The organism is Mesorhizobium sp. J8, assembly GCF_016591715.1.
In the GTDB taxonomy this organism is placed as follows: Bacteria; Pseudomonadota; Alphaproteobacteria; order Rhizobiales; family Rhizobiaceae; genus Mesorhizobium.
Genome location: NZ_AP024109.1, coordinates 6,408,887 through 6,431,067, shown reverse-complemented (window position 1 = coordinate 6,431,067; position 22,181 = coordinate 6,408,887). Strand labels below are relative to the sequence as shown.

Genomic DNA, 22,181 nt, shown 5'->3' with positions numbered 1-22,181 from the left:
GCATCGGTTCGAATTTTTTAATGCGTCGTCAAACCTTTGTCGCGAAACGGCGGTCATCTGCTACGATAGCCGCAAAAGCATACGACGGGAGGGACTAAGCGTCATGGCCAGCGTTAAATCCAAGCCGAAGAAAAAAGCCGTCGCGAAAGCGGAGGAGAAATCGGCAAGGCTTGTCGACCATTTGCTGGCGCGGGCGCCCGCCGAGGACGTCGCGGCCTATGACGCGGCCGATCTGGAGCGCGCCGGCGAACTCGCCGCCCAAGCGGTCGCCAGGCACAGGAAGGGCGAAAGCGTCGTCGCTGTCGAGGCGGATTCGGGCGTTGCCTGCGGCGGCCGGCCGGTCACGGTCATCACCGTCGTCAACGACAACATGCCGTTCCTGTTCGATTCCATCCTCGGCGAGATCACCGAGATCAGCGGCGAGCCGACGCTGGTCACCCATCCTATCGTGACCGTACGCCACGGCAAGAACGGCGTGGTCGAGATGCTTGGCGATGGCGGCAAGGAGGATGACGAGCACGACCGGCTGAGCGTCGTCCATGTGCATATCCCGCGGCTGAGCGCCGACCAGTCGAAGAACCTCACCGAGCGGCTGCGCAAGACGCTTTCGCAGGTCCGCGCCGCCGTCGTCGACTGGAAGCGCATGCTCGCCCGCCTCGACCAGGCGATTTCCGAATTCCGCTATTCGGCCGTGCCGCTCGACAAGAAGAGCGTCGCCGAGGCGATCGCCTTTCTCGAATGGCTGCGCGACGACAACTTCACCTTCCTCGGCATGCGCGAGTTCAAATATATCGGCGGCGAGGAAAGCGGCAATCTCGAGCGCGCCGAGAAGCCCGGCCTCGGTATCCTGTCCGATCCCGATGTGCTGGTGCTGAGACGCGGCACCGAGGCGGTGACGACGACGCCGGAGATCCGCGCCTTCCTGCATGGGCCGGAGCCGCTGATCGTCACCAAGGCCAACGCCAAGTCGTCGGTGCATCGGCGCATCTATCTCGACTACATCGGCGTCAAGACCTACACGTCCAAAGGCGCGCTGGCGGGCGAATTGCGCATCGTCGGCCTGTTCACCTCGACCGCCTACACGCGCTCGGTGATGAAGATCCCCTATCTGCGCTCGAAGGCGGAGACCATCATCGCCAAGTCCGGCTTCAATCCGAACGACCATTCGGGCAAGGCGCTGATCAACGTGCTGGAGAGCTATCCGCGCGACGAGCTCTTCCAGGTTCCCGTGCCCATCCTGCGCAAACATGCCACCGCCATCCTTGGGCTCATCGAGCGGCCGCGCGTCAGGGCGCTGGTGCGCGCCGACCAGTTCGACCGTTTCGTCTCGATCCTCGTCTTCGTGCCGCGCGACCGCTATGACAGCGTCGTGCGCGAGAAGATCGGCGCGTATCTCAAGACCGTGTTCGAGGGCCGGCTGTCGGCCTATTACCCGGCCTTCCCGGAAGGCGGGCTGGCGCGCGTGCATTTCATCATCGGCCGTTCCGGCGGCAAGACGCCGAAGGTCGAGCAGTCGACGATCGAGGCGGCGATCCGCGACATCGTTCGGACCTGGGAGGATGCGCTGTCCGAAGCCGCCGAGGCGGCCGGCAGCGATCCGGCGCTGAAGGCGATCGCGGCGCGGTTCCCCGAAAGCTATCGCGATACCTTCTCCGCCGCTGTGGCGCTTGCCGATGCCGGGCGCATCGCCAGGATCGGCGCCGACAACCCGATCGCTATCGATTACTACCGCCATGCCGACCAGAAGCCGCACCAGGCGGCTTTGAAGATCTACCATTTCGGCAGCCCGGTGGCGCTGTCGCGGCGCGTGCCGGTGCTGGAGAATATCGGCTTCCGCGTCATCAGCGAGCGCACCTTCGAGGTCGGCGACGATCCCGCGAGCAAGGTCTTCATCCACGACATGGAACTGGAGAACAGCTACGGAAAACCGATCGATCTTACCGATGGCGGAGCGCTGTTCGAGGACGCGTTCCTGTCGGTCTGGCGCGGGGATGTCGACAATGACGGCTATAACGGCCTGGCGCAGACCGCCGGCCTGTGGTCGGGCGAGATCACCATCCTGCGTGCCTATGGCCGCTACCTGCAGCAGGCCGGCATTCCGCAGAGCCAGGATTTCATCGCCGCCGCGCTCAATCGCTATCCGGAGATCGCGCGGGGCCTGCATGAACTGTTCGTCGCCCGGCTCGGGCCGACGGCGGAGGGCGACGGCGCGGTCGCCGCCAAGCACCTCAAGGCCAAGATCAAGGATGCGCTGGAGGAGGTGCCCAATATCGATGACGACACCATCATCCGCCGTTATCTCAACCTGATCGAAGCCTCGCTCCGCACCAATCATTTCGTGGCCGATACGAAAGCGAAGGGGCAGTCGCTGGCGATCAAGCTCGACTCGCAGGCGGTCGAAGGACTGCCGGCGCCACGGCCCTGGCGCGAGATCTTCGTCTACGGCTCGGAGGTCGAGGGCGTGCATCTGCGCTTCGGCCCGGTGGCGCGCGGGGGGCTGCGCTGGTCGGACCGCGCCCAGGACTATCGCACGGAGGTGCTGGGACTGGTCAAGGCGCAGCAGGTCAAGAACGCGGTCATCGTGCCGGTCGGCGCCAAGGGCGGTTTCTACCCCAAGAAGCTGCCGATGAGCGCCGGGCGCGACGCCATCTTCGAGGCCGGCACGTCGGCCTACAAGAATTTCGTCTCCAGCCTGCTTTCGATCACCGACAATATCGGCGTCGACGGCGTCATCCCGCCGGCCGGCGTGGTGCGGCGCGATACCGACGATCCCTATTTCGTCGTGGCCGCCGACAAAGGCACCGCGACCTTCTCCGACACCGCCAACGCGATTTCCGAGAAGCACCATTTCTGGTTGGACGACGCCTTCGCCAGCGGCGGTTCGGCGGGCTACGACCACAAGAAGATGGGCATCACCGCCAAGGGTGCCTGGGAAGCGGTGAAGCGGCATTTCCGCGAGATGAACCGCGATATCCAGACCTCGCCCTTCACCGTCGTCGGCGTCGGCGACATGTCGGGCGACGTCTTCGGCAACGGCATGCTGTTGTCGCCGCAGACCAGGCTGATCGCCGCCTTCGACCATCGCGACATCTTCATCGACCCCGATCCCGACATGGCGGCGTCGATGGCCGAGCGCCAGCGCATGTTCGCGCTGCCGCGCTCGTCCTGGCAGGATTATGACAAGTCGAAGCTGTCGGAAGGCGGCGTCATCGTCTCGCGCAACCAGAAATCGATCACGCTGCCGGCGGCGGCCGCTGCCGCGATCGGGCTCGCCAAGACGACGGCGACGCCGGTCGAGATCATGAATGCCATCCTCAAGGCGCCGGTCGACCTTCTGTGGTTCGGCGGCATCGGCACCTATGTGCGGGCTTCCGGCGAAAGCAATCAGGATGTCGGCGACCGTGCCAACGACGCCATCCGCGTCACCGCGCTCGATGTCCGTGCGAAGGTCATCGGCGAGGGCGCCAATCTCGGCGTCACGCAGCGGGCGCGCATCGAGTTCGGCATGAACGGCGGCCGCTGCAATTCCGACGCCATCGACAATTCGGGCGGCGTCAACTGCTCCGACGTCGAGGTCAACATCAAGATCGCGCTGGCGTCGGCCATGCGCAAGGGTTCGCTGGCGCGGCCGGCGCGCAACAAGCTGCTGGCCGAAATGACCGACGAGGTGAGCGCGCTGGTGCTCTCCAACAACTACCAGCAGACGCTGGCGCTGTCGCTCGCGCGCAAGCGGGGGCTGGCCGACATCGCGCACCAGGCGCGTTTCATGACGGCGCTGGAGGCGCGCGGCCTGCTCGACCGGGCGGTCGAAACGCTGCCTTCGCCGGCGGCGCTCGCCGAACGCGAGGCGCGCGGCGAGCCGCTGACCAGGGCCGAGCTCGGCGTGTTGCTAGCCTATGCCAAGATCGTGCTGTTCTCCGACATCGTCGCCAGCGACGTGCCGGACGATCCGCATTTCGACCGCGACCTGATGGCCTATTTCCCGGAGCGCATGGCCAAGAAATTCGCCGGCGAGATCCGCGACCACCGGCTGCGCCGCGAGATCATCGCCCGCGTCGTCGCCAACGACCTCGTCAATCGCGGCGGTCCGTCCTTCGTCAACCGGCTTCAGGAATCGACGGGCCGTACGGCGGCCGATGTCGTGCGCACCTTCACCGTGGTGCGCGACGGCTTCGCGCTGCCGGCGCTCTATCGCGAGATCGACGCGCTCGACAACCAGATCGACGGCCAGATCCAGCTCGATCTTTACCAGTCGGTTAGCCGGCTTATCTTCATGACCAGCGGCTGGTATCTGAAGAATGAAGCGAGCTCCGCGCCGCTCGGCCAGCGCATCGCCGAATTGCAGGAAGCCCGCAAGGCGCTCGAGCCGAAGCTGGTGTCGCTGCTGCCGGCCTTCTCGCGCGAGCGCATCGAGGAGCGGCGGCACGGCCTGTTCAAGGGAGGCGCACCGGAAAAGCTCGCCGGTCAGCTCGCCCTGACCGAGGTGGCCGAACTGATCCCGGACATCGCGCTTGCCGCGCGCACCGCCAATGCCGACATCGTCAGCGCGGCCAAGGCCTTCTTCGCAGTCAGCGACGCCTTCCGCATCCCGCGCGTCGAGGAAGCGGCGCGCTCGATCATGCCGCCGGACTATTACGACCAGCTGGCGCTGTCGCGCGCGGCCGACACGATCGGCGTGGCGCGCCGCGGCATCGCGGTGGCGGCGCTGACCGCGCACGGGACGGCAGCGGATCCGGTCGCGGCCTGGCTCGAAGCCGGCGGCGAGCGCGTCGCGCGCATCCGCGAGCGGCTGCAGGCGCTCACCGAAGGCGGCGACATCACTGTGTCGCGGCTCTCGGTGGCGTCCGGCCTGATGAGCGACCTGACGGGGATGTGAGCAAGGCTGGTTCCTCGCCCCAGCCAAAGCGGCTGGTGTTTGACGATAGCGTGCATGGCAGCTTGGCGCGTGGATTGCCTAATGCAGCGCTGGTCGACCCCCACTCCGTCTCGGCTTCGCCGAGCCACCTTGTATCTACACGAGAGAGATTTCGTGGGATTGAAGCGGTTGAGCCAAGGTCCGGCCGGCCAGCCGGACCTTGGCTTGGCGAAGTCGCCCGTACCACCTGAGGTTACAGCCGCGGGAGAGCTTGGGATCTTCGCCTTCGTCACGCACGACCGAACAGTCGCTTGGTTCCAACCGTACGTACAAGGCAGGTTACCGTGAACAGGATCATTTGTGGAGTTGATGTTTCCAAGGATTGGCTGGACGCGCATGTCTGGCCGAGTGGGGCGATAGAGCGCTTCGCCAACGATGCAACGGGGATCGCAGCTCTTTGGCTGTTCTGTCGCAGCCACGGCGCGGCCGTTGCGGTGATGGAGGCATCGGGCGGCTATGAGCGGCTTGGCTTCATGCTTTTGTGGGCGCACGGCATGCCATGCGCCCTGGTCAATGCCAGAAGCGTGCGGCGCTTTGCCGAGGCGATGGGCTATCTGGAGAAGACCGACCGGATCGACGCTGCTGTCATTGCCCATTATGGCGCAGTCAAGAAGACGGCTCCGACCCCACCGCCCAGTAATTCCCAGCAGCGCCTTGCTGCGCTGGTTGGGCGGCTTTGCCAGGTTGTCGGCGATGCCACCATCAACAAACAGCGCAAAAGCGCCGCACGCGATGCCGAGGTATGCGCCAGCATCGAGGCCATGCTGGCCTTCCTCAAGCGCGAAGAGCGGCGTCTGGAAGGCGAGATCGCCTCGATGATCGACGACGATCCACTGTGGGCCAAGCTGGGGTCGGCCTTTCGTTCGCTCAAGGGTGTGGCTGGCCGCACTGTTGCCCGCCTGATGGCCGAGCTGCCCGAGATCGGCCTCATCTCCAACAAGGCCATCACCAAGCTGGCGGGCCTCGCCCCTATCGCCAACGACAGCGGCAGGCGCGCCGGCAACAGGCATGTGCGCGGCGGACGAGCCGGACCGCGTGGCATCCTCTTTGTCGTCGCGGCCATCGTCGCCAAGTTCGATCCGCATCTCAAAGCGTTCGCTCAACGGTTGCAGCAGGCGGGAAAGCCCAAAATGCTCATCCGCATCGCACTCGCCAGAAAACTTCTCGTCATCCTCAACGCAAAAGCACGCGACGCGAGAACCGAGTTCGCAAATGCAACTTGACACGCCAGATAGTCGCTCTCCCCCGATCGACGGGGGAGAGGAAAGGCGCCAAGCCTTTTGCCGTCAACGCTCGTCCAGCAAGGCGCCCTTCCTTTCCCTCCGGAGGGGGGAAAGGTGGCGCTGCGAAGCAGCGACGGATTGGGGGAACCACATGGCAATCTAGCCGAAGCCCGGTCAGTCAGCGCCAGTCACAGAAGATGTGTGCACCCCTAGCCATTGCGTGGGGCGAGGAACCCAGGCGAACCGGCGGCGCTTGTTCATTTGCATCGCTGCCTGAAAACATGCAGACATGGCGCCCGGCGCGAGCGATGCCAGGGGAGAAAGCATGGCGGCAGTAGAGACAGTGCAGCGGGCATCGGGGCGCGGCATCTGGGGATGGATGTTCTTCGACTGGGCGGCGCAGCCTTTCTTCACCGTCGTCACCACCTTCATCTTCGGGCCCTATTTCGTCTCGCGTATGGCGAGCGACCCGACCGCCGGGCAGGCGGCCTGGGGCTACGGCATCGCCGCGGCCGGCCTGGTCATCGCGGTGCTGTCGCCGGTGCTCGGCTCGATCGCCGACCAGACCGGTCCTCGCAAGCCGTGGATCGCCTTCTTCGCGACGATCAAGATCGCCAGCCTCACCTTGCTGTGGTTCGCCGCGCCCGGCTCGAACCTCTTCCTGGTCGTGCTGTTGTTCTCGCTGGCCTCGGTGGCGGCCGAGTTCTCGACCGTGTTCAACGATTCCATGATGCCGCGGCTGGTGCCGAAGGAAGAGATCGGCCGGATCTCCAACGTCGCCTGGGGGCTCGGTTATCTCGGCGGCATGGTGGCGTTGATCTTCGTGGTGCTGTTCCTCGCCGGCAATCTCGAAACCGGCAAGACGCTCATCGGCCTCGACCCGCTGTTCGGGCTCGACCCGAAGCTGGGCGAGGACGCGCGTTTCACCGGGCCGATGTCGGCGGGCTGGTATTTCCTGTTCATCCTGCCGATGTTCTTCTTCACGCCCGACGCCACCAAGGGAATCCCGATCGGGCCGGCGGTGCGCGAGGGCCTGTCGGAGCTGAAGTCGACGCTTGCCGAGGTCCGCCAGCGCAGCGGCATCCTGCGCTTCCTCCTGGCCCGCATGATCTATCAGGACGGCGTCAACGCGCTGCTGGCGCTCGGCGGCACCTTCGCGGCCGGCATGTTCCATTGGTCGATCACCGAAATCGGCCTGTTCGGCATCATCCTCAACATCGTCGCCATCTTCGGCTGCTGGATCGCGGCGCGGCTGGATACCGCGCTCGGCTCCAAGGCGGTGGTGATGATTTCGCTGGTGATGCTGTCGGTCGCCACCATCGGCGTCGTCTCGACCGGGCCGGGTTTCACGCTGCTCGGCCTGATCCCGCTGCCGACAACCGATTCCGGCGGCCTGTTCGGCACCGCTGCTGAAAAAGCCTACATCCTCTATGGGCTGCTGATCGGCCTTGCCTTCGGCCCGGTGCAGGCCTCGTCGCGCTCCTACATGGCGCGCAGCGTGACCGCCGCCGAGTCGGGCCGCTATTTCGGCATCTACGCGCTGGCCGGCCGGGCGACCAGCTTCCTGGCGCCGTTCATGGTGGCGAGCATCACCACCATGAGCGATTCGCCGCGGCTCGGTATGGCGGCGATCATCCTGTTCCTCGGCATCGGCATGGCGATCCTGGCGGGGACGCCCTATCCAGCGGACAAGCCGAAGGGGTAGCGCGGCGTTTCCTTCTCCCCTTGTGGGAGAAGGTGGCTCGGCGCGCAGCGCCGAGACGGATGAGGGGTGTTCCAGCTTGGCGAACACGCTCGTCCGGAGCGATCATCGTCAACGTCTCATTCCCTGGAACACCCCTCATCCGTCGCCTTCGGCGACACCTTCTCCCACAAGGGGAGAAGGAAGACGGCGCTAATGCCTGAAATGCCTCACGCCGGTGAACACCATGGCGATGCCGTGCTCGTCGGCTGCGGCGATGACATCGTCGTCGCGCATCGAGCCGCCGGGCTGGATGACGGCGGTGGCGCCAGCCTCGATCGCCGACAAGAGCCCGTCGGCGAAGGGGAAGAAGGCGTCGGAGGCGACGACCGAACCCTTGGTCAACGGTTCGCCGAGACCGGCGGCTTCCGCCGCGTCCAGCGCCTTGCGGGCGGCGATGCGCGAGGAATCGACACGGCTCATCTGGCCGGCGCCGATGCCGACCGTGGCGCCATCCTTCGCATAGACGATGGCGTTGGACTTGACGTGCTTGGCGACGCGGAAGGCGAATTTGAGGTCGGCCAGTTCGGCTGGCGTCGGCGCGCGCCTGGTCACCACCTTGAGTTCGAGGTCGTCGACGACGGCATTGTCGCGGCTCTGGACAAGCAGCCCGCCGGCGACGGATTTCACCATCGTGCCGGCGGCGCGCGGGTCGGGCAGGCCGCCGGTGACCAGCAGGCGCAAGTTCTTCTTGGCCGCGACGATCGCGGCGGCTTCGTCGGTAGCTTCCGGCGCGATGATCACCTCGGTGAAGGTCTTGACGATCTCCTCCGCCGCCTCGGCGTCGAGGATGCGGTTCATGGCGACGATGCCGCCGAAGGCGGAGACGGGGTCGCAGGCGAGCGCCTTGGCGTAGGCTGCCTTCAGCGACGGGCCTTCCGCGACGCCGCAGGGGTTGGCGTGCTTGATGATGGCGATCGCCGCCGAGCGGGCGGGATCGAACTCGCCGACCAGCTCGAAGGCGGCGTCGGTGTCGTTGATGTTGTTGTAGGAGAGCTGCTTGCCCTGCAGTTGCCTGGCTGTGGCGACGCCCGGCCGCTTGTCGCCCGACAGGTAGAAGCCCGCGCTCTGGTGCGGGTTCTCGCCATAGCGCATCACCTGGTCGAGGCGGCCGCCGAAAGCGCGCCATGTCGGATGCTCGATCTCCAACGCTTCGGCGAACCAGCCGGAGATCGCGGCATCATAAGTCGCGGTGCGGGCAAAGGCCTTGGCGGCCAGCATCTTGCGAAAGTCGAGCGAGAGCGAGCCCAGATTCATCTCCAGCGCGTTGACGACGGAGGCATAGTCGGTCGGGTCGGTGACGATGGCGACATAGGCGTGGTTCTTGGCCGAAGCGCGGATCATGGCCGGGCCGCCGATATCGATGTTCTCGACGATGGAGGCGTAGCCGGCGCCGGAGCGGCGCACCTCCTCGAACGGATAGAGATTGCAGACGACAAGGTCGATCGGCTCTATGCGATGGTCGCGCATGGCCTTCACGTGATCGCTATCGTCGCGGATGCCGAGCAGCGCGCCATGCACGGCCGGATGCAAGGTCTTCACCCGCCCGTCCATGATCTCGGGAAAGCCGGTGAGGTCGGAGACGTCGCGCACCGCAAGGCCCGCCTCGGCGATGGCCTTTGCCGTGCCGCCCGTAGAGACCAATTCGACGCCGGCAGCGGCGAGCGCCTTGGCGAAGTCGACCAAGCCGGTCTTGTCGAAGACCGAAAGCAGCGCGCGGCGCACCGGAACGAGATCGGGCGCCGGAATGTTTTTTGTGGGCACGGCCATGGCGGGCGGCCTTTCAGAGCTGTTGGAAGGGACGTTGGCCGGCCCTAGCATATGAGCCCCGGAAATCAAGTCGATCTGGGATCGGCGCGAAGCTGGGTTTGCCTGCCAGGCTCAGTTGTTTTCGGGGTAGCCGGCGATCTCGGTGCGGGTCAGTTGCCAGTGGACCTCGGCGATTTCCGATGCCTTGAAGGCGAGCACGACCTGCCGGCTGCGGCGCGGGCCGCTCAGGCCGGCAAAATAGATCGATTCCTCGACTTCCGGCACCACTTCGGCGCAGGTGAAGACCCAGCTGTCGCCCTGCGCGGCGGCCAGGGTCAGGCGGTCGTGGTCGTCCTGCAGCAGGCTGATGTCGGGGTGGACGTGGAAGCGCACGGTGACGAAGTCGCGGCCGTTGTTGCGGATCGCGGCGTTGCCCGGGCGCAGGAAACGGTCGCGGCCGGAAAGCACGTTGCCGTTCGAGGTCAGCTTCAGCTCGCGCTCATGCAGGAGGCCGAATTGCTGAACATAGCCGTCATGGCGGGCGACGAAGCCTTGCATGCCCTTCTGGTCGAGGCGCTTGCAGGGCACATGCTGCGGGCCGCCGATCAACGGCGAACCCAACAGGTCGCTGACACGCAGCGAGTGGCTGAAGCGCGCCGACGAGGTGTCGTTGATCGTGGCGGTCGAATGCGCGGCGGTGGCGCGGGCCAGCGGCCGGAATTCCGGGGCGCCGTAAGTGTCGATGCCGGCATTGACGATGAAGTGCTGGCGCCCGGAGGAGAGCTCGAAGGCGAGGCAGCCGGCATGCGCTGCATTGGAGACGTCGACCGGCGGCGGAAGGCCGGTATCGGCGATCACCGTCACGCCGCCCATCGACAGGCGCTCGTAGCCGGAATGCGGCGCGTGCAGCAGTGGCGCGCCGACCGTGTCGTCATGGCGCATGATGGTGGCGATGCGGTCGTGGATGGTGGCGCCCATACCGTTGAAGCGGGCGAGGCTGCCGTCCTGGTGGCGGAAGAAACGCAGCGCCGGCAGCATGCGGTCGATGGCGCCGATCAGCGCCGCCGGCGGTGCCTCGGCCTGGTTGGCATAGGTCTGGCGCAAAGGCAGCAGGTCGGCCAGCAGCTCCAGCACCGCCATCGGCTTGCGCGAGATGTGGCCGCCGTCCGGCAGGATCTGGTGGTCGAGCTCCTCCGCCAGGTTGCGCGTCGCGGCGCGCAGTGCCGAGGCTGGCGCCGGCAGCGACAGCGCCGCGAAGGCAAGCGCGATGCGGGCGCGCAGCCTGGCCTCGCCATCCGGCATCTCGCGCGCCATCGAGCGCAGGTAACGGATCTGGATGGCCAGCGATTTGAGGAACGCGCGATAGAAGGGGAATTCGGCGCCTTGCAGCACCACCGAGGAATGCTGCAGCCAGGCGATCACCCGCTTGGCCGTCGTTCCCGGTTCCCAGGCGACGCCCGAAATCTGGTTGCCGTGCATGGCGATCCAGTCGGTGACCAGCGCCCTCGCATTGGCGGCGGCGAGCTCGGTGCCGGTGGCGCGCATGTGGCGCAGCCAGCGAAAGCCGTGCAGCGATTTTTGCCAGCCGCGGTTGGGCACGTCGAGCTGGAAGGGCGATTTGCCGCCGGTCTCGACCAGATGGCCGGACAGCGGGTAGCGTCCGTAGTAGATCTCCAGCGCGATCTGCGGATCGGCGAGCCGCAGGTCAGGCGGAGCGATCAGGACGCGTTCGGGCGTGCGGCCGGAATAGCGCCAGCGATAGACCGGCCCAGCGCGGAGGCGCCGGCGCGTTTTGCGCCAGAACTCCCTCGCGACAAGCGTCCAAAGACGCGTCGTGCTGCCGGCAACAAGTGCCAATAGCCCTCCTGATGTCCCCATTACCCAAGCACAAGCTTATGCGATTCAAGAACTTATGCGAAGGCGGATTTCGCCGAAGTGAACCACTTCACGCCGCTGTGCCGGTACCGATCCCTAAAAAAGTCAGCAAGTTTTACGAGATAACGCTTCAACCGGCCCGTCTCATCCGCGCGGCGAAGAAACCGTCCAGGCCTGAAATTCCGGGCGATTCCAGCGCCAGGTCGGCAGGTGTCGTGCGCAGTGTGCCCTCCGGCGTCAGGAACGGATCGATGCCGGCGAACTCGCCGGGCCGGATCGGGTCGGCGACCACACTGAGGTCCTCGGCGAGGAAGGCCCGGCAGAGTTCCTCGCCTTCGATCGGGTCGAGCGAGCAGTTGGAGAACACGATCCGTCCTCCGGGCCTGACAAGCGTAACGGCATGAGCGAGCAGGCGGCGCTGGAGGTCGGCAAGCTTTTCGACGTCGGCCATGGTCTTGGTCCATGGCACGTCGGGGTGGCGGCGCACGGTGCCGGTCGAGGAGCAGGGCGCGTCGAGCAGCACGGCGTCGAACAAATGCGCCGGCCGGTAATCCAAGAGGTCGGTCTGGACCAGTTCGGCAGGCAGGCCGAGGCGGTCGAGATTCTGCTTCAGCCGCACCAGCCGGTTCTTCGAGGTGTCGACCGCCGTCACGGTGGCGCCGGCCAGGACAAGTTGCGCCGTCTTGCCGCCGGGAGCGGCGCAAAGGTCGGCGACGCGCTGGCCCCTGATGTCGCCGAACAGGCGCGCCGGCAGGCTGGCGGCCGTGTCCTGCACCCACCAGGCGCCGTCGCCGAAGCCGGGCAGCTCCGTGACATTGGCGGAGAGTTTTTCGACACGCACCGTGCCGGTCGGCAGCACGATGCCGCCCAGGCGCTCGGCCCATAGCGCCGAATCGGATTTTACCGTGAAATCGACCGGCGCCTCGTGCCGGTGCGCCGCAAGGATGGCGCGCGCCTTATCCGCTCCATAGGCGGAGACCAGTCGCCCCGAAAACCATGGTGGCGCCTCGCTGGTCTCGGCAAGCGCCGGTGCAAGCTCGGCGTCCTTGGCGCGTGCCAGCGAACGCAGCACGCCGTTGACGAGGCCGGAGAAGCGCGTGGTGCGCGGATCGGACTTGGCGTGGGTGACAGCAAGGTCGACGGCGGCGCTGTCTGGAACATCGAGGAAGAGGATCTGCGCGGCCGCGACATTGAGTATATGCGAGAGCGCCGTCGCATTGGCCGGCAGCGGCTTTTCCAGCCGTTTCGACAGCAACCCGGCAATGGTCATGCGGTGGCGCAGCGCGGTGACCAGGATGGCGCGCACCAGCGCGCGGTCGCGGCCGTCCAACGCCTTGTATTGCGGGTGGCCATGCTCGTTGTCGGTCAACCCGTCGAGCGGCGTGCGGGCATCGATGACGGCGGCCAGCAGCCGCGCCGCCGCCTTGCGCGCGGCAAGGCCGGCTGTCTCGTCACTGGCCTTGCCTTGCCAATTGCCTGGGCGTTGCGGATTGCCTGGCTGCCCGCGCCTCGGCGGCGTCACGACCAGGGGCCTTTCGACCTGACATTGCGCGGCCCGGTCGGGTTGCGGCCCCAGGGATTGGGCTTCGCTGGCGGCGGCTCGGCCTTCGGGGCGGGATCTGCCGGCTTGCCCCAGGGACCGGCCGGCACCTCATCGGCGGCGGTCCGCGCCGGTGCTTCGCGCCGGGCGGCAGCCGATGCACCGCCCATCGCGCGCGCCATCTCCTGCAGCGCGGCGATACGGTTCTCGGTGCTCGGGTGAGTAGAGAACAGGTTGTCCATGCGCTCGCCATGCAGCGGGTTGATGATGAAAAGATGCGCCATCGCCGGATTGCGCTCGGCATCCTCATTGGGGATCTGCTCCGCCCCGCGCGCGATCTTACTGAGCGCCGAGGCCAGCCACAGCGGATTGCCGCAGATCTCGGCGCCGCGCCGGTCGGCCTCGTATTCGCGCGTGCGGCTCACCGCCATCTGCACGATCATGGCGGCGAAGGGCGCGACCAGCATGGCCACCAGCACGCCGACAAAGCCGAACGGATTGTTGTTCTCCCGGCTGCCGCCGAGGAAGAAGGCGAAATTGCCGAGCATCGAGATGGCGCCGGCGAGCGTCGCCACGATCGTCATGGTCAGCGTATCGCGATGCTGCACATGGGCAAGCTCATGCGCCATGACCGCCGCGACTTCCTCATGGGAGAGGCGCTGGAGCAGGCCGGTGGACGCAGCCACCGCGGCGTTCTCGGGATTGCGGCCGGTGGCGAAGGCATTGGGCTGCGGGTTGTCGATCAGATAGGTCTTCGGCATCGGCAGGCCGGCCTGCTTGGCCAGCGCCCGGACGATCGCGTAATATTCGGGCGCGTTCTTCTCGTCGACCTCGATGGCGCGGTTCATCGACAGCACCATCTTGTCGGCGTTCCAATAGCTGAACAGGTTGGTGCCTGCGGCGATCAGAAGCGCGATGACCATGCCGCCCGAGCCGCCGATCAGATAGCCGACGCCCATGAACAGCGCCGTCATCGCGGCGAGAAGCATGGCGGTGCGAAGCGTGTTCATCGTTTCATCCGTCTGTGGTCGGGGCGAATAGGAGTCGATCGTCTCGATTTCATGGCTATATGATGGGAAACGGTCGCTCCCGTTTCAATCGGCAAGGACTTATCGCATGATCGAAGAGCAAGGCAAAACCGAAGCCGCCGACCAGCCGCAAAAGCAACTGACACCGGAGGCGCGGCGCGCGCTGGCTGAAGCCGAGGCCAGGCGTAAGCTCTACCGCGAAGCGGAAGCGGCGATGCCAAAGGAAATCGGCGGCCGCGGCGGCAAGGAGCCCGGGCGCTACGGCGACTGGGAAGTGAAAGGCCTCACCAGCGACTTCTAGAGCAATTCCAGGAAAATTGTGAGCGGTTTTCCGCCCGGAATTGCCTAAAAACAAGGAGATAGAGCGTTTCACCGTTTCCGTGAAACGGTGAAACACTCTAAGCAACCGCGCGCTCGGGCGCGAGCGCGATCCAGCCACTATCGTCCGTCACAATGCCGATTTCGTCATAGGAACGGATTGTCGGGTGCGGCGTCACGAGCGGGTGTACATGCGTGGCGCTGATCACCATCACCGAGGCGCCGGAAGCCTCGGCCGCCGCGATGCCCGCCGGCGCATCCTCGAAGACCAGGCAGTCGCGCGCCTCGACTCCGAGACGGCCCGCCGCCAGCAGGAAGCAGTCCGGCGCCGGCTTGCCGTGACTCACGTCTTCGGCGGTGACCATCATGGCGGGAACCGGGATGCCGGCCGCCTTGATGCGCAGCAGCGCCAGCTCGCGCGGCGCCGAGGTGACGATCGCCCAGCGCTCCGGCGGCAGCGATTCCAGGAAGGCGACGGCGCCAGGGATAGGGACGATGCCTTCGAGATCGTCGGCTTCGGCCTTGAGCAGCAGATCCGCCTCCGCCAGCGGATCGACGCCCGGAAGCTTCAGCGCGGCGATGGTCTCTCGCGCGCGCCTGCCATGGATCGTCGGCAGGAAGGCCGTGACATCGAGGCCATGCCGGTTCGCCCACGCCGTCCACACTCGCTCCGCCGCCGCGATCGAGTTGAGCACCGTGCCGTCCATGTCGAACAGGAAGGCGGCGAACTTTGAGCCTGTGAACATCGGATTTCCTGGGGAATCGTTTTCGGGGAGGGCGAAACGTGGAACACAGTTTAGACCGGTCATCACCGCCTGAGAAGGCGAGATACCCACCATTTGGATTCCGCGCGGGAACAACCTCCGATTCGTCGCGTTGAACAGGCAGTCTTCCAAAATCACCAAGGGGGAATGCGATGCTGATCCGGCTCGGCTACGAAATCGCCATCGAATGCGAGGCGGTGACGCCGATCATCTCGCTGCTCGACATCCATCCCGAACGGCACGCCGACATCAAGCGGCAGACGCGGGTCCTCACCTCGCCCTCGGTGCCGACCCATACCTATCGCGACCGCCACGGCAACATCTGCCGTCGTTTCACGGCGCCTGCCGGAAGCTTCCGCATCCTTTATGACGCGGCGGTCGAGGACAGCGGCGAGACCGACGAGGTGAACACGCTGGCGCGGGAAACGCCGGTCGCGGAACTGCCGGACGACGTGCTGGTCTATCTGCTCGGCAGCCGCTACTGCGAAACCGACCATCTCAGCAACACCGCCTGGCAGCTTTTCGGCCAGCTGCCGCCCGGCTGGGCGCGCGTCCAGGCGATCGTCGACTATGTCAACAGCCGGCTTTCCTTCGGCTACGGCTATGCGCGCGCCACCCGCACGGCGGCCCAGGCGCATGAGGAACGTGTCGGGGTGTGCCGCGATTTCGCGCATCTGGCGATCACGCTTTGCCGATGCATGAACATTCCGGCGCGCTATGTGAATGGCTATCTCGGCGATATCGGAGTGCCGGCGGACCCGGCGCCGATGGATTTCTCGGCCTGGATGGAAGTTTTCCTGGATGGCAAGTGGTACACGTTCGATCCGCGCCACAACCGGCCGCGCATCGGCCGGGTCGTCATCGCGCGGGGCCGCGACGCCACCGACGTGCCGCTGCTGCACAGTTTCGGTCCGCACCGGCTCAGCCTGTTCAAGGTCTGGACCTACGAGCAGGAAGGCAACCGCTTCAATCCTCCGCATCACGGCGTCGACAGGACAGCCAGCACGCAGATGCTGGCATAGGGCCGGCGCCGCACCTGTTTCATCACGGCTCGTGGCTGCCGCTGGCCCGCTTCGGCACAGCATGATTGTATCGAAGCGGGAACCGCCGCGACAGCCCGCGAGATCATGGTAAGCGCTTCGTGAAGGCCGCCTCGCCAGCGCATTTTCGTTTACTTCCCGTTCACCCACAAATCCGCCGAAAGCCAGCAAAAACAACGGATTAACTGCCTGTTAAGCGTCTTTCGGCGGTCGCTCGCCGGGTCTGGCCGAAATCCTGCAACGCCCTGGCTGAGCGGCGCAGTGCCGCAGACAGTGGAGGCGGAAGGGATGCGGCAGCTCAGAGGTGTCGTTCGTGGGGTGGACGGCTTTACCCGGAATCGCGAAGGCAATTTCACGGTTCTGTTCGGAGCTGCCGCATCGGTCCTCGCGCTGGGGGTGGGATTCGCGGTCAATATCTCGCAGCTCTACAATGCGAGGTCGAGCCTGCAGGGCGTCGTCGACGCGGCTGTGACCTCGACGGCCCGCGATCTCACCCTCGGCGTCATCAAGGATGCCGACGCCACCAAGACGGTGCAGGCATTCCTCGACGCCAACAGCGCGGCCGGCATCCTGCAGGCCAATCAGGTCGTGCTCGACAAGCTTACGGTCAACAGGACGGCCAATACGGTACAGGCGGATGCGCATGTCGATGTCGGCCTCTTTTTCCCGCTGTTCAGCACCGACAACATGCGCCGCGTGACCGCCTCGACCACGGCGCTCTATTCGGACAAGCAGGTCGAGGTGGCGATGATGCTCGACATAACGGGGTCGATGGCCAAGAAAGGCAAGGTCGACAAGATCGGCGATCTGAAAGCAGCGGCGAAAAACGCCGTCCAGACGATGCTTCAGAACCAGGACCCGAAGAACCCTCGCGTCCGAGTGGCGCTTGTGCCCTATGCATCTGCCGTGAACGCCGGCAAGCTGGGGGAAAATGTCTATGTCGAAAACCAAGGAGGCTCGGACCTGCCTCCCGTTGCCGGCAGCACACTTCTGGTCGCCAAGACGAACAGCAAACTGCTGCCGGCTTTCGGCGACTATGTCTCCATCGTCGGCGCGGCGACGCCTCGCCCCGATAATTGCGCCACGGAGCGCAAGGACAAAAGCGGCAATCCGGATTTCAGCGCTGATGGGCCCGACACGGTCCGCACGGACAGGGATGGCAAGAAATATTTTGCCCTGGTCAACCGGGACGATCATCTGAGCGGCTCGGGAATGAACAAGTGCCCTACCGCGGCGGTGATCCCGCTGACCGCCGATTCCGGTGCATTGCTCGATTCGATCGATGACTTCCAGGCGGATGGCTACACGGCCGGCGCGATCGCCGTTCAGTGGACCTATTACATGCTGTCGCCGCAATGGCGCACGGTGATCAAGAATGCCGGCCTGGGCAGCGGCCCCTCGGACAACAATGCGAAAAAGATCGCCAAGGTCGCGATCCTGATGACCGATGGCCAGTTCAACACCGCCTTCGCCGGCGCGGGAGGCAACTACAACAGCCAGGGCAACCTTGCGCGCCGCAATGCTCAAACCTTGTGCGGCAACATGAAAGACGATGGCATCGAGGTTTTCACCATCGGCTTCGATCTGAACGACAAGCACATGTCGGCAACCGAGCGGGACCAGGCGAAAGCGGTGCTGAAGGATTGTTCGTCGAAGGATACCTCCTCCGCCAACAAGCATTATTTCGAAGCGTCCACCGGAGCGGAGTTGGATGCCGCCTTTCAGGAAATCATCCGCAACACTGAAAAGGTCGCGCTGACGCAGTGATTCAAACGGAAAAGGCCGCCGCTTCTTGACGAAGCCGGCGGCCTTCCGTGTTTCCGTCCATGACGCGGCTCCTGGCGGCAGCCCCTCCGGGCTACCTGCCGCGCGTCTCGCGCCTTAACGGGAAGACTGCTTCCCGGAAGTGCAATCCGCAGAGCTCACGTTATGGAAAACGAAATCACTCGACATCGGATCACCTCCTTTCAGTTCGTTGAACACACCCCAATGATGGGGTGCGCCGCAGCAAAAGACAAGAGGGCGACACTCCTGCGATCTCCACACCCCATCCTGTCGGCCGGTGCTCGACATTCCAGCCGTCGGTGGTCACTGATGTCTCGTGGAATTGAAGACCGGGAATGTTGGCTGTACAGACAGACAAATGGGGGACGGGTCGAAGCAACGTTTACTGGCACTTGACGGGCTTCGAGCCTATGCCGCGCTCGCGGTCATCGTCTATCACTCCATCTTGCTGTTCGATCGGGGCCTCATCCAGAGGGTGCTGACAAAGACGTTCTGGGAGGTGGATGCCAGCGATATCTGGGCGAAGGCCTGGCTCTCGACCTTCAACGGCGCGGCGGCCGTGGAGTTGTTCTTCTTACTCAGCGGCTGCGTTCTTATCCGGTCGTTGGATGCGGCCAAGGGTACGTGGTTGTCGGTATCGGCCACTTTTGCGATCAAGCGCGCACTGCGGATCTATCCAGGCTTGATCCCATGCGTTGCCGTGACGGCAGCGGTTGCTCCGTCCGCCCTTTCATGGGGGAACATTGCCGGCAACATGGCGCTGTGGAACTTCAAGGTAGTCGGCCCGAGTTGGACCCTGCAGGTCGAAATGCTTGCCATTCCGCTCCTGCTCATCGTGAGCATGGTGCATCGGAGCTGGGGCATTCGGGGCGTCCTCGCCGTGTTGGCCGTGGCCCTCGTTGCGAGAAAGAACCAGGAGATATTCGTAGCTCCACCGCTTGGCGAATACGGTTATCTGTTCGTTCTGGGCACCATGGTGCCCAGCCGAGCTGGGCGTTTCGCCGCATCGCTGGCGAGACCTGTCGGTTGGATGCCCGTTGTCGTGGCCTTCGTCTTTCTCCGACAATGCCTCGGTGGAATGGACCTGGCGACGGCGGCGCTCGGCTTTGTCTTGTTGGCGCTGCTCTATCACGACGACGCCGCGGCCACGGCGCCTGTGCTCGTGTCCCGGGTGCCGCAATTTCTTGGGAAGGTCAGTTTCGGCATCTACCTTTGGAATGTGCCGTTCCTCCATATGCCATACCTATTGCCGAAAGCGCTGTGGTCCCTTGATGCCGTAACGGCGGGGCTTATCATCTCCGCGGTGATCGTCCCGTTGAGCATCGTGCTCGCGACGCTCAGCTATCGGCTTATCGAAGCGCCCGGCATAGCGATAGGAACGCGTCTGACGAAGCTCGGAGCTTTCGGCTCGCGCCGTCTCTCGGTGCCGGAAGCGGCAAACTGATCTGCCTCGGAACAGGCACGCTCCTGTTTTTCAACTGTCTGGCAGAAATCGCATCGGCGCGCCGATCTCGATCCGCGCCGGCCGGTCGACGGTGCAGTAGACGCCGAGATTGTGGGCGTTGTGGCGCACCAGGTTGCGCAAGATGCCGGGGTCGGCGTCGAAGCCGTCCTGGGCAATGACGGTGAAGCCGCAGCGGCGGCAGGGTTCGGAGACGGTGAGCTCGAGATCGCCGATCGCGAGCTTCCTGCCGATCCATTCCGTTTCGGGAAACGAGCCTTCGACCGGCGCCATGTCGATGACGATGTTGGGTCGGAAGCGGCGCGGATCGGGCGTGCCTTCAGGATGCAGCGCCTTCAGCCTTGCGAGCGAGGCGGTGGTGAGCAGATGGATCGGCGCCTTGGCATAGCGGGCCTCGGTCCGCGGGCCGGCATAGGAGGGCGCCGCATTCTGCGCGCCGAACGGCCGGATCGAGGCGTCGAAGCCGAGAAATGCGGACACCGCGCGGTCGCTTTCAGGATCCGGCGCCGGCAACCAGCCGCCGCCGGGCACCGCGACTTCCAGCCGCCATTCCTTGCTCGTCGGGGCCTTGCTCAGCCGGGTGCGGATCAGCGGCACCTTGTGCCATCTGGCCTCGCGGTCGGGTCTGGCGATCTCGCCGTCGGCAGCATCGACCAGCCCGAACAGCCGGTCGCCGTCGACGGTCCTCAGCCCGACGGTGATGACATCAAGCCGCTCGCCGGCGAGCGAGCTCGCCGGATAGCGCCAGAGTTGGCTGACGGTGCCGAGCTCGCCAGTCATCAGCCCTTCTTGTTCTGCCGGTTGGCGACGAGGTCGTCGACCACGGCCGGATCGGCCAGCGTCGAGGTGTCGCCGAGCGCGCCGAACTCGTCCTCGGCGATCTTGCGCAGGATGCGCCGCATGATCTTGCCCGAACGGGTCTTCGGCAGGCCCGGCGCGAACTGGATCTTGTCGGGCGTGGCGATGGCGCCGATCTCCTTGCGCACATGGGCGATCAGCTCCTTGCGCAGATCCTCGCTCGGTTGGGTGCCGGCCATCAGCGTGACATAGCAGTAGATGCCCTGGCCCTTGATGTCATGCGGGTAGCCGACGACGGCTGCCTCCGACACCTTGTCGTGGCTGACCAGCGCCGATTCCACCTCGGCCGTCCCCATGCGATGGCCGGAGACGTTGATGACGTCGTCGACGCGGCCGGTGATCCAGTAATAGCCGTCGGCGTCGCGGCGGCAGCCGTCGCCGGTGAAATACTTGCCCTTGTAAGTCGAAAAATAGGTCTGCACGAAGCGGTCGTGGTCGCCATAGACGGTGCGCATCTGGCCCGGCCAGGAATCGACGATGCAGAGATTGCCGTCGGCCGCACCCTCCAGCACCTTGCCTTCGCCGTCGACCAGTTGCGGCCGGACGCCGAAGAAGGGTCGCGTGGCGGAGCCGGCCTTGAGGTCGGTGGCGCCCGGCAGCGGCGTGATCATGATGCCGCCGGTCTCGGTCTGCCACCAGGTGTCGACGATCGGCACCTTGGCGTTGCCGACGACGTTGTAATACCATTCCCAGGCTTCCGGATTGATCGGCTCGCCGACCGTGCCCAGCACGCGCAGCGACTTGCGCGAGGTCTTCTTCACGTGGCTGTCGCCGGCGCCCATCAGCGCGCGCAGCGCCGTCGGCGCGGTGTAGAAGATGTTGACCTTGTGCTTGTCGATCACTTCCCAGAAGCGCGACTGCGAGGGGTAGTTCGGCACGCCTTCGAACATCAGCGTCGTGGCGCCGTTGGCCAAGGGTCCGTAGACGATGTAGCTGTGGCCGGTCACCCAGCCGACATCGGCCGTGCACCAGTAGATGTCGCCGTCATGGTAGTCGAACACATACTGGTGCGTCATCGAGACATAAACGAGGTAGCCGCCGGTGGTGTGAAGAACGCCCTTCGGCTTGCCGGTCGAGCCGGAGGTGTAGAGGATGAACAGCGGGTCCTCCGCCTTCATCTTCTCCGGCTTGCAGTCGGCCTTAACGGTCGCGGCCTCCTCATGGTACCAGACGTCGCGTCCAGGCACCCAGCCGGTCTTGCCGCCGGTGCGGCGCACGACCACCACTTTTTCCACCTTGGTGCCTGCCTTGGCGGCGATGTCGATCGCCTTGTCGGTGTTGTCCTTGAGCGGGATCGGCTTGCCGCCGCGCAGGCCCTCGTCGGCGGTGATGACGATGGCCGACTTGCAGTCGTCGATGCGGCCGGCGAGCGCGTCCGGCGAGAAGCCGCCGAAGACGACCGAATGGATGGCGCCGATACGGGTGCAGGCCAGCATCGCATAGGCCGTTTCCGGGATCATCGGCATGTAGATGGTGACGCGGTCGCCCTTCTTGACGCCATGCTTCTTCAAGACATTGGCGAAGCGGCAGACATGCGCATAGAGCTCGTTATAGGTAATCTTGCGGTCGTCGTAAGGATTGTCGCCCTCCCAGATGATCGCGGTCTGGTCGCCGCGCTTCTTCAGGTGCCGGTCGATGCAATTGTAGGAGACGTTGGTCTGGCCGTCCTCGAACCACTTGATCGAGACCTTGCCGTCGAAGGAGGTGTTCTTGACCTTGGTGAAGGGCTTGAACCAGTCGATCCGCTTGCCATGCTTGCCCCAGAACTTGTCCGGGTTCTTCACGCTGTCGGCATACCATTTGAGATAGGTGTCGTTGTCGATCAGCGCGTTCTTCTTCCACGCGGGCTGGACGCGGTGGACATGGACATCGGACATTTTCAG

Annotated in this window: 14 protein-coding genes; 7 read left to right on the top strand and 7 right to left on the bottom strand. The window is 65.1% G+C overall.

All coding sequences use genetic code 11. The features are described from left to right. The first annotated feature begins 103 nt into the window (after positions 1-103). From MJ8_RS30770 to MJ8_RS30760, 3 genes are all read left to right on the top strand, one after another. Positions 104-4,876 (top strand): NAD-glutamate dehydrogenase, encoded by a 4,773-nt coding sequence (locus MJ8_RS30770; RefSeq protein ID WP_201412285.1) that lies wholly within the window; start codon positions 104-106, stop codon positions 4,874-4,876. A gap of 323 nt (positions 4,877-5,199) precedes the next feature. Continuing rightward, on the top strand, positions 5,200-6,138 hold the full coding sequence (locus tag MJ8_RS30765; protein ID WP_201412284.1) for an IS110 family transposase: 939 nt from the start codon (positions 5,200-5,202) through the stop codon (positions 6,136-6,138). Positions 6,139-6,463: 325 nt separating this feature from the next. Beyond that, positions 6,464-7,843, top strand: coding sequence for an MFS transporter (locus MJ8_RS30760; RefSeq protein WP_201412283.1), 1,380 nt, complete (start codon positions 6,464-6,466; stop codon positions 7,841-7,843). Positions 7,844-8,032: 189 nt separating this feature from the next. On the opposite strand, the gene purH is transcribed toward MJ8_RS30760, so the two are convergent. The 4 genes from purH to htpX all read right to left on the bottom strand — a co-directional run bounded on the left by purH (position 8,033) and on the right by htpX (position 14,053). Continuing rightward, on the bottom strand, positions 8,033-9,649 hold the full coding sequence (gene purH / locus MJ8_RS30755) for a bifunctional phosphoribosylaminoimidazolecarboxamide formyltransferase/IMP cyclohydrolase (protein ID WP_201412282.1): 1,617 nt from the start codon (positions 9,647-9,649) through the stop codon (positions 8,033-8,035). Between the two features lie 111 nt (positions 9,650-9,760). Next, complete coding sequence (locus tag MJ8_RS30750; protein WP_201412281.1) at positions 9,761-11,506, bottom strand: heparinase II/III family protein; 1,746 nt, start codon at positions 11,504-11,506, stop codon at positions 9,761-9,763. A gap of 127 nt (positions 11,507-11,633) precedes the next feature. Beyond that, a complete protein-coding gene (locus MJ8_RS30745; RefSeq protein WP_412177135.1) occupies positions 11,634-13,031 on the bottom strand; it encodes an RsmB/NOP family class I SAM-dependent RNA methyltransferase in 1,398 nt (465 codons plus the stop codon). After that, entirely contained in the window at positions 13,022-14,053 is a 1,032-nt protein-coding gene (gene htpX, locus MJ8_RS30740; protein WP_201412280.1) for a zinc metalloprotease HtpX, read from the bottom strand. Before htpX ends, MJ8_RS30745 begins: the two co-directional genes overlap by 10 nt. A gap of 106 nt (positions 14,054-14,159) precedes the next feature. Between htpX and MJ8_RS30735 the strand changes: the two genes are divergently transcribed. Then, positions 14,160-14,372, top strand: coding sequence for a DUF1674 domain-containing protein (locus MJ8_RS30735; protein ID WP_201412279.1), 213 nt, complete (start codon positions 14,160-14,162; stop codon positions 14,370-14,372). A 97-nt stretch (positions 14,373-14,469) separates the two neighbouring features. Here MJ8_RS30735 and MJ8_RS30730 read toward each other — a convergent pair whose 3' ends face one another. Then, positions 14,470-15,135 carry an HAD-IA family hydrolase gene (locus tag MJ8_RS30730; RefSeq protein WP_201412278.1) on the bottom strand — a complete coding sequence of 222 codons (666 nt, stop codon included), beginning with the start codon at positions 15,133-15,135 and terminating at the stop codon, positions 14,470-14,472. A 170-nt stretch (positions 15,136-15,305) separates the two neighbouring features. Here MJ8_RS30730 and MJ8_RS30725 point away from each other — a divergent pair, with 170 nt between their 5' ends. The 3 genes from MJ8_RS30725 to MJ8_RS30715 all read left to right on the top strand — a co-directional run bounded on the left by MJ8_RS30725 (position 15,306) and on the right by MJ8_RS30715 (position 19,422). Continuing rightward, entirely contained in the window at positions 15,306-16,175 is an 870-nt protein-coding gene (locus MJ8_RS30725) for a transglutaminase-like domain-containing protein (protein ID WP_201412277.1), read from the top strand. Positions 16,176-16,481: 306 nt separating this feature from the next. Continuing rightward, on the top strand, positions 16,482-17,960 hold the full coding sequence (locus tag MJ8_RS30720) for a TadE/TadG family type IV pilus assembly protein (protein ID WP_201412276.1): 1,479 nt from the start codon (positions 16,482-16,484) through the stop codon (positions 17,958-17,960). A gap of 334 nt (positions 17,961-18,294) precedes the next feature. Next, positions 18,295-19,422, top strand: a complete 1,128-nt coding sequence (locus MJ8_RS30715) for an acyltransferase family protein (protein WP_201412275.1) — start codon at positions 18,295-18,297, stop codon at positions 19,420-19,422. Between the two features lie 30 nt (positions 19,423-19,452). Here MJ8_RS30715 and MJ8_RS30710 read toward each other — a convergent pair whose 3' ends face one another. Beyond that, positions 19,453-20,220 carry an MOSC domain-containing protein gene (locus MJ8_RS30710; RefSeq protein ID WP_201412274.1) on the bottom strand — a complete coding sequence of 256 codons (768 nt, stop codon included), beginning with the start codon at positions 20,218-20,220 and terminating at the stop codon, positions 19,453-19,455. Then, complete coding sequence (gene acs / locus MJ8_RS30705; RefSeq protein ID WP_201412273.1) at positions 20,220-22,175, bottom strand: acetate--CoA ligase; 1,956 nt, start codon at positions 22,173-22,175, stop codon at positions 20,220-20,222. The genes MJ8_RS30710 and acs overlap by 1 nt, the downstream gene beginning before the upstream one ends. Positions 22,176-22,181: the final 6 nt, after the last annotated feature.

Bases quoted from the DNA above. Each gene is read 5' to 3' on its own strand.
- MJ8_RS30770 (WP_201412285.1), top strand. From the start codon at position 104: ATGGCCAGCGTTAAATCCAAGCCGAAGAAAAAAGCCGTCGCGAAAGCG.
- MJ8_RS30760 (WP_201412283.1), top strand. From the start codon at position 6,464: ATGGCGGCAGTAGAGACAGTGCAGCGGGCATCGGGGCGCGGCATCTGG.
- purH (WP_201412282.1), bottom strand. From the start codon at position 9,649: ATGGCCGTGCCCACAAAAAACATTCCGGCGCCCGATCTCGTTCCGGTG.
- MJ8_RS30750 (WP_201412281.1), bottom strand. From the start codon at position 11,506: ATGGGGACATCAGGAGGGCTATTGGCACTTGTTGCCGGCAGCACGACG.
- htpX (WP_201412280.1), bottom strand. From the start codon at position 14,053: ATGAACACGCTTCGCACCGCCATGCTTCTCGCCGCGATGACGGCGCTG.
- MJ8_RS30735 (WP_201412279.1), top strand. From the start codon at position 14,160: ATGATCGAAGAGCAAGGCAAAACCGAAGCCGCCGACCAGCCGCAAAAG.
- MJ8_RS30730 (WP_201412278.1), bottom strand. From the start codon at position 15,135: ATGTTCACAGGCTCAAAGTTCGCCGCCTTCCTGTTCGACATGGACGGC.
- MJ8_RS30725 (WP_201412277.1), top strand. From the start codon at position 15,306: ATGCTGATCCGGCTCGGCTACGAAATCGCCATCGAATGCGAGGCGGTG.
- MJ8_RS30720 (WP_201412276.1), top strand. From the start codon at position 16,482: ATGCGGCAGCTCAGAGGTGTCGTTCGTGGGGTGGACGGCTTTACCCGG.
- MJ8_RS30710 (WP_201412274.1), bottom strand. From the start codon at position 20,220: ATGACTGGCGAGCTCGGCACCGTCAGCCAACTCTGGCGCTATCCGGCG.
- acs (WP_201412273.1), bottom strand. From the start codon at position 22,175: ATGTCCGATGTCCATGTCCACCGCGTCCAGCCCGCGTGGAAGAAGAAC.